Below are 10,880 nucleotides of genomic sequence, written 5' to 3'. Positions count from 1 at the left end.
GGAGGTGGACGCGCAGCAATGCGTGGAGCTGACCAGTACTAATCGGTCGAGGGCTTATCCTCCCGACTTTTCAACAGAAAAGTCACTTCGATGACGCGAAGAGATCGTTTCGGATCCGGTTTTCAAGGTGCAAACCTTGTATGTAGAAATTTGATTCGCTTTGCCCGAAGGGGTCCGCGATTCAAATTCCTGTTCCAGCTTACTGTGTAAGCTTAGGTTTGGTGTTGACGGCGGAGGGGTTCCACACGTTCCCATCTCGAACACGACCGTTAAGCCCTCCAGCGCCGATGGTACTTGGACCGCAGGGTCCCGGGAGAGTAGGACGACGCCAAGCGACGAAAAAAAGCCTTTACCGCACATAACGGTGAAGGCTTTTTTGTGTGTTCCAGAGGAAGCGACACCATGTAAAAAGGGGCGAAGCTTTATCGAGTCGAGTGAGATAAAAAGAAAAGGAACGAAAAAGAAAGGATGGACACAGAAAGAATGTCGGAAGAAATAAACGGAAGTCGTACCGCTACTCGTACTGCTTTTAGATGTTACGATCTTGATCTTACGCCCTTATGCCTTTCCGCCTTTATGCTCTTATGCCCTCCCGCCCTTATGCCTTTATAGTCGGCAACGCCGCTATCCTCTTGTCCAGGCGCGAGGCGAAGCGCGCCGTACCAGGCGAAGCCGTCCGGCTCCGACCGCTCAAGCGCCGAGAGGCTTGAGCAGCCTTCCCGTCCCCCGGAGCTGGCCCGTTCCGATTGGAGCGACTTTGGCTTTCCTCCCCTTCCTCTAAACGGTTTTAGTTCAATGAAAGGGGAGGAAAACAAGCGGAGTCGGAAATCGGAATGGGCCTGCTCCCCTGGTGACAGATTTGTAACCGTTCTACCAACTATCCTGGGTATAATGAAGGAATGAATCGCCGGGCTTTATGGCGGTAAAACCAGCGATTCAGGGAAAAATCAAAGGCCGAGCATGAATTTTAGTTGTTCAGGGGAACTTCGGGTTTGAAGAAGGAATTTTGAACCAGGAGTGAAGAACTATAAATGAACTGAATTTTTGGCATGCGCGGAGCGATGTAAGGGGGAATTGAATATGAAGCCGAAGGTGAAATTATTTGCCTTTTGCCTATTCTGCAGTTCACTTCTTCTTCTAGCGGGATGCACGTCGGAGGAACCTTCCTCTTGGGCGATTTATGACGGAGCGACAATAGAAGAAAGTTTTCCCGTGCCTCAGGATGCAAACAAAACGGATGTAACAGCCGACAATACGAATATGAGTTATGTACGCTACTCCGTGCCGGGATTGGACAGTCTGGACAGTATTCCCGAGGTGTATCTCGATACGATCAAAGCCTGGGGCTGGACCGAACAGACGGATCAGGAAAACCTGGAAGAGCCCAATCCGATTTTTATTTTTTCCAAAGGTGAAACGACCGTGCATTTGTCACTGGAAGGCAATTATTTGACCGTAGTGGTTCCGAAAAAAAATTGATGACTGCAGAAGCATAAAGCCCATATAAAAGACCGGAGATTTTCCTTTTGCGAGGAAAGTCCTGCCGGTCTTTTTCTATCGGTCGAGATATGAAGTTTGCGGCTTATTGAATATAGTAGGAGACGTCCTGGGCGTTCAGCTTGACCATCACGTCGCTGCGCTGGCCTCGCATACTGAGCAAGATTGCGAGGCGCGGCGCCATAAACCAGATATGGCAGAACAGCAAGGCCAGCGTGAAAGGAAGCGGGACCCAGGCAACCATGATTCCTATAAAAACAAAGCCGATCCACAGCGTTTGCAGCACGACCTGTTGGAAAACGGCGTAGCGGATATGCTGGTCGGGCAGAAAACCGAGCCAGAGCCCGGATGTGCGCAGGCGCCATTTTTTGCGATAAATCGGACCTCGGATCAACAGTACGGAATGCGAGACCACGAAATGAATCCACAGCACAAGCAGCAGGGCGATGGGCATATAGATCAGCGCGGACCACGAGAAGAAAAAAGTGCCGGCGAGCAAAGCAGGGATGGGTAAAAGCAGGTAAACCAGCAGCAGAGGCCGGGGGATATTAAATTTTCGAATAAGCTGGTATTGATAGATGGTGGCATTGCCGTTTTCGCGCTGTTGCTCCAGCATCTCCGACCTTCCTTCCTTTTCCTAAAACGCTTCCTCTTTTCGGGTTTGCGATCAGTCTTTGACAATCGAGTTAAAGCTGCTTAAAGAGGGAAGATGATTTTCTTTAATCATAACGCATCGCGGTCTTAATCGGAAGCTTTAAATCGGGTACAATAAGAAAGGAAAAATGCAAAAAACGGGAGGCGCGGCATGGACGGATTCGATCCGAATGATGCTCCGCTGTATGCGGAGCTGCTTCGTTACGCCGCACGTAAGGAAGCTTCTTTTCATGTGCCCGGCCACAAGGACGGGCGCTTTTATCGAAATACACAGGGCGAGGCTCCGCTTGGATTCGGCGAAACGCTGGAACTGGACGCCACGGAGATCGAAGGAACCGACGATCTGCACGATCCGGAAGGCGTGATTCGGGAAGCGCAGCGGAAAGCCGCGGCATTCTTCGGGGCGGAGGAAACGTTCTTCCTCGTCGGGGGAAGCACGGTCGGCAATCTGGCGCTGATTCTGACCGTCTGCGCTTCGCCGGGCGATATTCTGATCGTCCAGCGAAATGTGCACAAGTCCGTGCTGCACGGCCTGATGCTGGCCGGGGCGCAGGCGGTGTTTGTGGCGCCGGAGTCTCATCCGGAGAGCGGAATTGCCGTTTTGCCGGGCGAGCCGACGCTTGAGGAAGCGCTGGATCGCTATCCGCGGGCGCGCGGCGTGCTGGTAACGCGGCCGAATTATTACGGGATGAGCCGCGGCATCCGGGAAACGGCGCGGCTGTGTCATCGTCGCGGCGTGCCGCTGCTGGTCGACGAGGCGCACGGCGCGCATTACGGGCTGCACCCGGAGCTGCCCGCTTCGGCACTGTCCGAAGGCGCGGACGGCGTCGTGCAGTCCACGCATAAAATGCTGGCGGCGATGACGATGGGCGCCATGCTGCATGTGCAGGGCGATCGGCTGGATCGCGGTCTGCTGCGCCGGCGGCTCGGCATGGTGCAGAGCTCCAGCCCGTCCTATCCGATTATGGCTTCGCTGGATCTGGCGCGAAGCCTGACGGAAAGCCGCGGACGGGCGGCTTTTGACGGGGCGCTGGAAGCCGCGGCGCATATCCGCCGCGAGCTGGAGCGGCTGCCCCGGCTCGGCTTCGTCCGGCCGGAGCCGCCGGACGGCGAAGCAGGCGTGGCCGCCGCGCACGGCCGCGCGGACACGGTCCGCTTCGGCGGCGGCGCTGCGCGCGCCTACGCCGAACAGGACCCGCTCAAGATCGCCGTCTACGACAGACGGCGAGTCTTGAGCGGCTACGCGCTGCAGCGGCGGCTGGCGGCCGCGGGCTGCATTGCGGAGATGAGCGACGAGCGCCGCACGGTGCTGGCGCTCGGGCCCGGGTCCGGCATGGACGATGCCGGCCGTCTGGTCGCCGCGCTGCGGGACGTGCAGCGCGAACTTGAAGCCGACGCCGCCGCTGCGCAGGCGGCGCAAGACCGCGGCTCGGACTCGCCGCCGATCCCGCCCGGCTCCGCGCCGGGCGGGGCAGGTTCCGAACCCGCAGCGTTCGGAACTTCCCCGCCGGAAGCGTCCGACAGCCCCGCTACCGAAGATTGGGCTCCCGCCGCTTTCAAGCCGGAGTCCGTCGCCGGTATCTCCGAGCCCGTGGCCTTCGGGCTGACGCCGCCGGGGCCGTCCGAGCCGGTGGCGCTGGAGAAGGCCGCGGGCGGGATCTCGGCCGAGATGATCGTGCCGTACCCGCCGGGGATCCCGCTTCTTTACGCGGGGGAACGGCTGACCGGAGACGTGCAGAGGCAGCTGCTGGATCTGCGGGAAGCGGGGGCGAAGTTCCAGGGGGCTTCCGATCCGTCGCTTGTCACGATCCGGATGCAGTCGGGCGCAGCAGAAGCTTCTTCAACCCATTGAAGCCGGCTGAATGGATATTCCGGCCGTATTTTTCGTCTTATCCTATTAAATCTTACGGTAAAAAGAAAAGAAGGCGGTAACCAAACATGGAGCAATCGGGTACATTTATAGTGTTGGAAGGTCCTGACGGCAGCGGCAAGACCACGCAGATCGGCAAAATCGAAGCTTATTTGCGGGAGCGGGGAGTCGATTATATCTCGACCCGCGAACCCGGCGGCGTACAGGTGGCGGAGAAGATCCGCAGCGTAATCCTGGATGTGGACAACGACATGAGCGGGCTGACCGAGTGTCTGCTGTATGCGGCCGCCCGGCGCGAGCACCTGATCCGCAAAGTGATTCCGGCGCTCGAAGCGGGCAAAGTCGTGATCTGCGACCGTTATATCATGTCGTCGCTCAGCTATCAGGGCTACGGCCGGGAGCTGGGCGGGGCCGTGCTGGACATCAACAAGCGAGCGATCAATGTAAACGGCAAAGAATACTGGCCGGATCGGAATCTGTACCTGGACGTGACGCCGGAAGTCGGGCTGCAGCGGATTCACGCCAAGCACGCGCAGCGCGAGATCAACCGGCTCGATCTGGAAGAAGAAGATTTCCATCGGCGGGTGCGGGAAGGTTATCTCAACCTGACCCGCGAATATGCCGGACAGTTCGTCACGATCGACGCAAGCCAAAGCGAAGAGCATGTATTCGCCGATATAAAAGAAGTCATAGAAAACCTTCTTTTCGGCGGCGCGGAGCAGGATTTTTCCTGATCGGCGTCGAATAAAAGACATACGGCTCCGCCTGCCGCCCTGGCAGGCACCAGCCAATCGAAAGGGAGGGACCACGGATGAAACTGATTATCGCGATCGTGCAGGATAAAGACAGCAACCGTCTATCCGGCGAGCTGGTCAAAGCGAATTTCCGGGCAACGAAACTGGCCAGTACGGGCGGTTTCCTGCGTGCAGGCAATACGACATTTCTGATCGGGGTGGACGACAGCCAGGTCGAGAACGTGATGAGCGTGATCCGCAACAGCTGTAAGGTGCGCGAGCAGCTCGTAACTCCGGTTACGCCGATGAGCGGAACGACGGATTCGTATCTGCCGCTTCCGGTTGAAGTACAGGTAGGCGGCGCGACGGTATTCGTGCTTCCGGTCGACCGTTTCGAACATTTCTGATCCGTACGCTTCTTCCGGGAAGCGCAGAAAGTCCGAGCTGTCCCGCCGCCGCAGCATCTTGGAATCTACCAATTTACCGGCGGACAGCCGGCCTGGAGCCGAGCGGCTCTCCCGCGGGAGACCGCCCGTCTTTACGGAGAAAAGGCAGGGATAAGCCATGAAAATCAATCCGGGGTTCAGACCCCTCAACAATATGCCGGTCGCGCCGGAAACGGCGGCCCGTCCGGTCGAGCAGCGCAGCTTCGCCGACGCGATCCGCAACCAGGAAGCGCAGACGACGAACGACGAGCTGGGCCGCCGCATGCAGGAGATCAACCGGCAGGGCGACCGTCTGGCTCGTTCCATGACCGTGCGCGAGCTGCGGGCTTACCGCACGATGGTCAAGCGTTTCCTCGAAGATACGGTCCGCCGCGGCGTCGGCATGAAGGACACCAAAGGCTGGGACCGGCTCGGCCGGACCAAGCGCTACAAATTGATCGACGAAGTCGACGGCTCGCTGCTGGCGATGGCCGACGAACTGCTGACGAGCGAAGAAGGCCGTCTGCAGCTGCTTCAGCAGATCGGCGAAATTCGCGGACTGCTGGTGAACCTGCTGTTCTAAAAGGAAATCCATCCTTAACACCGTTTCCGCCGAAGCGCGCCTCTGCGGCTTGCGCTCGGCGTTTCTGTATGCGCCGTAGTGCGGGAGCGAGAGGCGGCGTTGGGCGGGCAGCATAAAGTCGCCTAACATCACCGGCTTACGCCGGTTATTTTTTAATAAAAGAGGAGCCTGCCCCATGTCTTTACAAACAATCAGCGGCCAGGCCACCGCCAAGCGCATGCTGGGCGCCAGTCTGCGCAGCGGGCGCGTCTCGCATGCTTATCTGTTCAGCGGTCCCGGCGGAAGCTCGCGGCGCAAAGTAGCGGAAGCTTTCGCCAAGGCGCTGCTGTGCGAGCGTGGAGCGGAACTCGGCGACGCCTGCGGGGAGTGCCTGAGCTGCCGCAAAGTCGAGCACGGCAACCATCCCGATCTGCAGACGGTCGTTCCGGGCGGAGCGTCGATCAAGATCGAGCAGATCCGCGAGCTTCAGAAAATGTTCTCGTACCGTTCCGGTTCGGCCGGCCGCAAAGTCTATATTATCGACGAAGCCGAGAAGATGACCGTTCAGGCTTCGAACAGCCTGCTCAAATTCCTGGAAGAGCCGCCCGCTCCGGCGGTGGCGATTCTGCTGTCGGAGAACGGACAGGCGCTGCTGCCGACGATCCGTTCCCGCACGCAGCTCGTTCCTTTTACATCGATGGGCGCCGAAGATATTCTGAGCGAGCTTGCCGCCGAAGGATTGGCGACCCCCGCCGCCCGCTGCGCCGCCTATCTGACGCCCGGTCCCGACGAATGCCGGGAGCTTGCGGCTGAGAATTGGTTTGCAGAAATAAGAAATGTAGTGATACAATTAGGGAAGGAGTCGATCGGCCGAAGCGGAGCCAGCCTTGTTACCGCCCAGCAGAAAGTATTCAAGGGCGGACTTGGCGAGCACCTGGAAAGCCTGTTCGATCTTTTCCATTTGTGGTTCAGAGATATGATTCACGTTCAATCCGAACGGCGCGAGCACATCGTTTTCATAGATCAGATGGAGTTTATCTCCCAAGTGGCAGGTTCCCGCAGTACGGAATATTGGATAGCCTGTATGTCCATGACCGCGGAAAGCAAAAAGAAGCTCAAATCCAACATGAACACCCAGCTTTGTCTTGAGCAGTTTTTGGTGGAACTCGTCCCTTTGGCGGGCTCGATCTGAGCCTGCAGGAAACAAGCCGCTGACGCGGTCAGGGGACCGGAGCGGCCGGGACGCGAAGCATAAAGTCCGGCGGGCATCCGGGACCGAACGTTTTTGAATGCGCGCAAGGGAGGTCTGGCTTTGTACAGTGTAGTCGGAGTCCGCTTCAAGAAAGCGGGCAAAGTATATTATTTCGACCCCCTGGAATTCCCCGTCGAGCAGGAACAGTGCGTGATTGTCGAGACGGCGCGGGGCGTCGAATACGGGAAAGTCGTCGTGGGCAGGAAGCAGGTGCAGGAAAACGACGTCGTCCTTCCGCTTAAACGGGTGATCCGGATCGCCGGCGATTCGGACGCGCGCGTGGTCGAAGAGAACAAGGAGGCCGCCCGCAAGGCGTTTGCCACCTGCTTGAACAAGATCAAGGATCACGGATTGAAAATGAAACTGGTGGACGTGGAGTACACGTTCGACCGCAACAAGATCATTTTCTACTTCACGGCCGAAGGCCGCGTCGATTTCCGGGAACTCGTCAAAGATCTGGCCAGCATTTTCCGGACCCGGATCGAGCTGCGCCAGATCGGCGTGCGCGACGAAGCGAAAATGCTTGGCGGAATCGGACCGTGCGGCCGGGTGCTGTGCTGCTCGTCGTGGCTGGGCGATTTCGAACCGGTCTCGATCAAGATGGCGAAAGATCAGAATCTGTCGCTCAACCCGACCAAAATCTCGGGTCTGTGCGGACGTCTGATGTGCTGCCTCAAGTTCGAGCACGACAATTACGAAAGCAGCAAGGAAGAACTTCCGGCGGTGGGACGCATGGTCGTTACTTCACTCGGAGAAGGCAAGGTCGTCGGCATCAACGCGGGCAAGCGGATGGTGCATGTGCAGCTGTTTGAGATCAGCAAGGTCAAAGAATTGTCCTTGGACGACATCGTCGTCAAGTAAGTCAATCGGAACCGCTCTGGGGTGGAGTTTACTTGGAGAAGAAAAATGTTTTTGCGCAAATCCACGAGATGGAAACGCAGGTGGAAAGCTTCAAAGACGAACTCGGCACGATGAAGCAGGCGGTCAAGGAACTGATGGAAGACAACCAGCGTCTGCTCACCGAAAACGAACGTCTGCGTAAAATTTTGAAAAGGGAAGCCCAGGGAGAAGCGGCTTCCAGCGCGCGTCCCGAGCCGTACAACGTCCTCAGCGAACCGAAGAAAAAGGACGAGGAGGCCGGCGATATGGTAGGCGAAGGCTACGACAACCTGGCCCGCCTGTACCACGAAGGCTTCCATATCTGCAATGTATACTACGGACATCTGCGCACGGAAGGCGATTGTCTGTTCTGCCTGTCTTTTTTGAATAAATAACGATTGTATCGATGTATCCGGATGTGAGGACCACATCCCAGCCTGAAAGCCGCGGCGCTTGTTGCCTGCGGCTTTTTTTTGGAAAAGGAGCGCTGCTTGATGGAAGAACCGGTAAAAAGATCGATCGAACCTCATAAAGAAACGCAAACGACGGCCGGGAGTCGGCCGGATATCCCCCTGCTGCCGGGCGAGCGGATCGACGATCTGCTGACGCAGAATCTGCGAATCATTCAGAGCCGGGACGTGTTCAGCTTCTCCATGGACGCCGTGCTGCTGGGACGATTCGCTTCCGTGCCGGCCAAAGGACGGGTCCTGGACCTGTGCACCGGCAACGGAGTCATTCCGCTGCTGCTGTCCACGCGGACGCGCGCCCAAATCGAAGGCGTCGAGATCCAGGAGCGCCTGGCCGGCATGGCGGAGCGCAGCGTGGCGATGAACGGGCTGCGGGAACGGATTACGATCCATAACGCCGATCTCAAACATTTTCACGAAACGGCGGGACACGGCATGTACGACGCGGTAACGGTCAATCCGCCGTATACGCCGCTGACCGGAAGCGATATCAAAGCGAACGAGCACGAAGCGATCGCCCGGCACGAAATCCATTGTACGCTGGAAGATGTGGTGCAGGCGTGCGCCAGAATGATCAAGCCCGGCGGCAAAGTGTCGATGGTGCACCGGCCGCATCGGCTTGCCGATATTCTGGTGCTGATGCGCAAGTACCGGATCGAGCCCAAGCGCGTCCGCTTCGTGCATCCGCGCGCGCATATGGAAGCCAATATGGTGCTGGTGGAAGGGCTGCGCGACGGCAAACCGGAGATGCGGGTACTTCCGCCGCTGATCGTTTACAACGAAGACGGGCAATATTGTGAAGAAATTCTGACAATTTATTACGGAAGTGCGGGAAAGGAAGATGGTCATGCAGATCCAGAAAAGTTTTGAACCGCAGGCAAACGGGACGGGGACGCTGTATTTGGTCGCGACGCCGATCGGGAATCTGGAAGATATGACGTACCGGGCGGTGCGGACGCTGCGCGAATGCGAGCTGATCGCGGCGGAGGACACCCGGCAGACGCGCAAGCTGCTGACTCATTTCGAGATCGTGCCGCAGAAATTGTTCAGCTATCACGAGCACAATAAAGGTGCCAGCGGGCCCGAACTGATACGCTATATAATAGAAGGAAAAAATCTGGCGATCGTCAGCGATGCCGGTCTGCCGGCGATTTCCGACCCCGGAGCGGACCTGGCCAGACTTGCGATCGAAGCGGGAATTCCGGTCGTGCCGGTGCCCGGCGCCAATGCCGCGCTGTCCGCGCTGATCGTATCGGGACTGCCGACGGAACGTTTTACTTTTGCCGGCTTCCTGCCCCGCGAGAACAAAGACCGGCGCGCCGCGCTGGACTCGCTGTCCCGGCTTGACGGCACGCTGCTGTTCTACGAATCGCCGCACCGAATCGCCAAAACGCTGGAAGCGATGCTTCAAGCCTGGGGGCCGAGAAAAGCCGCGCTGGCGAGAGAGCTGACCAAAAGGCACGAAGAGATCGCGCGAGGCACGCTGGCCGAGCTGCTGGAGCTGCTGGAAGAGCGTCCGCCGATCGGCGAATACTGCATTGCCGTCGAAGGCGAAAGCGCGGAGCAGGCGCAGGAGCGTAAAGACGCCTGGTGGCAGGAACTGACGCTGCAGGAGCATGTGGGCCATTACGAAGAGCGGGAGAGTCTTGCGCGCAAAGAAGCGATGAAAAAGGCGGCTTCCGACCGGGGATTGTCCAAACGGGATATATACAACGCGCTGTTGAACGAAGAAAACTGAGGAATGTCCGAAAATATCCGAAAAAAGAACCCCCGCACGCCGGAAACCGGCGAAGCGAGGGTGCAAGGAGATATAAAAAAGGTTAGAATTAACAAAGTAAAGATTGCACGACCCCGGACTGGGCCTGTTTTTCTCTTCGGTAGTTCCATTATAACCGATCGGGCGTATTTTGCAAAATCGGCTTCCCTTATTTTGTGACCGGGGCCGGAATTTCCGAAACGCAATCGTAGCAGACGATCTTGCCTTTGAAGTACGTAACATTATCGGCATTGCCGCAGAAGATGCAGGCAGGTTCGTATTTTTTCAGCATGATGCGCTCGCCGTCGACATAGATTTCCAGGGCGTCTTTCTCTCCGATGCCGAGTGTGCGGCGAAGTTCGATCGGGATAACGACACGGCCCAGCTCGTCTACTTTTCTAACAATACCTGTGGATTTCATCATGATATTCGTTCCTCCCGGGAAGTGTGATTTAAAAGGGTTACGGGTATTCACGCGAGCTGCGATTCGATCTTCGATCTATCGGTCAATCATCGGCCGGTGTATATCCCTCAGTGTCAATATTCGACAATGTTCTATCTTTTATGTTCCTCATAATAACAATGATTCCCAGAATAGTCAACCCTGGAAACCTGAAGTTTTGCTTAATTTTTGATAAAAAAAGAAAAATAATTAGAGAATATGATGTAAAAGTAACATTGAAACGTTTCACCCACATAAAAATAATTTGGAAATGTTTTTGTTGGTTTTACGACATTATTCGACAATATACTAAAAATCTTGCCTTTATTTTTTGCCCAAAAG

General features: G+C 56.9%; 12 protein-coding genes and 1 rRNA gene. 11 read left to right on the top strand and 2 right to left on the bottom strand.

Annotated features, from left to right (window positions below):
• Window positions 1–217 precede the first annotated feature (217 nt).
• A 5S ribosomal RNA gene (gene rrf / locus QWJ34_RS24400) occupies window positions 218–334 on the top strand.
• An 878-nt stretch (window positions 335–1,212) separates the two neighbouring features.
• The gene (locus QWJ34_RS24395) at window positions 1,213–1,479 is read left to right on the top strand and encodes a hypothetical protein (RefSeq protein WP_302731715.1); all 267 of its coding nucleotides are present in this window, start codon (window positions 1,213–1,215) and stop codon (window positions 1,477–1,479) included.
• 103 nt (window positions 1,480–1,582) lie between these two features.
• Here the strand turns inward: QWJ34_RS24395 and QWJ34_RS24390 are convergent, their stop codons facing one another.
• Complete coding sequence (locus tag QWJ34_RS24390; protein WP_302731714.1) at window positions 1,583–2,113, bottom strand: hypothetical protein; 531 nt, start codon at window positions 2,111–2,113, stop codon at window positions 1,583–1,585.
• 189 nt (window positions 2,114–2,302) lie between these two features.
• Here QWJ34_RS24390 and QWJ34_RS24385 point away from each other — a divergent pair, with 189 nt between their 5' ends.
• From QWJ34_RS24385 to rsmI, 9 genes are all read left to right on the top strand, one after another.
• On the top strand, window positions 2,303–4,003 hold the full coding sequence (locus QWJ34_RS24385; protein ID WP_302731713.1) for an aminotransferase class I/II-fold pyridoxal phosphate-dependent enzyme: 1,701 nt from the start codon (window positions 2,303–2,305) through the stop codon (window positions 4,001–4,003).
• 86 nt (window positions 4,004–4,089) lie between these two features.
• Window positions 4,090–4,755 carry a dTMP kinase gene (gene tmk / locus QWJ34_RS24380; protein WP_302731712.1) on the top strand — a complete coding sequence of 222 codons (666 nt, stop codon included), beginning with the start codon at window positions 4,090–4,092 and terminating at the stop codon, window positions 4,753–4,755.
• Window positions 4,756–4,832: 77 nt separating this feature from the next.
• Window positions 4,833–5,162, top strand: coding sequence for a cyclic-di-AMP receptor (locus QWJ34_RS24375; protein ID WP_302731711.1), 330 nt, complete (start codon window positions 4,833–4,835; stop codon window positions 5,160–5,162).
• Between the two features lie 157 nt (window positions 5,163–5,319).
• Entirely contained in the window at window positions 5,320–5,763 is a 444-nt protein-coding gene (locus QWJ34_RS24370) for a YaaR family protein (RefSeq protein WP_302731710.1), read from the top strand.
• A gap of 175 nt (window positions 5,764–5,938) precedes the next feature.
• Window positions 5,939–6,934 carry a DNA polymerase III subunit delta' gene (holB, locus tag QWJ34_RS24365; RefSeq protein WP_302731709.1) on the top strand — a complete coding sequence of 332 codons (996 nt, stop codon included), beginning with the start codon at window positions 5,939–5,941 and terminating at the stop codon, window positions 6,932–6,934.
• Between the two features lie 120 nt (window positions 6,935–7,054).
• The gene (locus tag QWJ34_RS24360; RefSeq protein ID WP_302731708.1) at window positions 7,055–7,855 is read left to right on the top strand and encodes a PSP1 domain-containing protein; all 801 of its coding nucleotides are present in this window, start codon (window positions 7,055–7,057) and stop codon (window positions 7,853–7,855) included.
• A 32-nt stretch (window positions 7,856–7,887) separates the two neighbouring features.
• Window positions 7,888–8,268 carry an initiation-control protein YabA gene (locus tag QWJ34_RS24355; protein WP_302731707.1) on the top strand — a complete coding sequence of 127 codons (381 nt, stop codon included), beginning with the start codon at window positions 7,888–7,890 and terminating at the stop codon, window positions 8,266–8,268.
• Between the two features lie 99 nt (window positions 8,269–8,367).
• The gene (locus tag QWJ34_RS24350) at window positions 8,368–9,210 is read left to right on the top strand and encodes a tRNA1(Val) (adenine(37)-N6)-methyltransferase (RefSeq protein WP_302731706.1); all 843 of its coding nucleotides are present in this window, start codon (window positions 8,368–8,370) and stop codon (window positions 9,208–9,210) included.
• Window positions 9,182–10,078 (top strand): 16S rRNA (cytidine(1402)-2'-O)-methyltransferase, encoded by an 897-nt coding sequence (rsmI, locus tag QWJ34_RS24345; protein ID WP_302731705.1) that lies wholly within the window; start codon window positions 9,182–9,184, stop codon window positions 10,076–10,078. Before QWJ34_RS24350 ends, rsmI begins: the two co-directional genes overlap by 29 nt.
• Window positions 10,079–10,265: 187 nt before the next feature.
• Here rsmI and QWJ34_RS24340 read toward each other — a convergent pair whose 3' ends face one another.
• The gene (locus QWJ34_RS24340; RefSeq protein ID WP_172247901.1) at window positions 10,266–10,520 is read right to left on the bottom strand and encodes an AbrB/MazE/SpoVT family DNA-binding domain-containing protein; all 255 of its coding nucleotides are present in this window, start codon (window positions 10,518–10,520) and stop codon (window positions 10,266–10,268) included.
• Window positions 10,521–10,880 lie beyond the last annotated feature (360 nt).

This window comes from Saccharibacillus sp. CPCC 101409 (assembly GCF_030518235.1).
In the GTDB taxonomy this organism is placed as follows: domain Bacteria; phylum Bacillota; class Bacilli; order Paenibacillales; family Paenibacillaceae; genus Saccharibacillus.
Note: the sequence above shows the minus strand (reverse complement) of the source record. Positions and strands in the feature narration are given on the sequence as shown.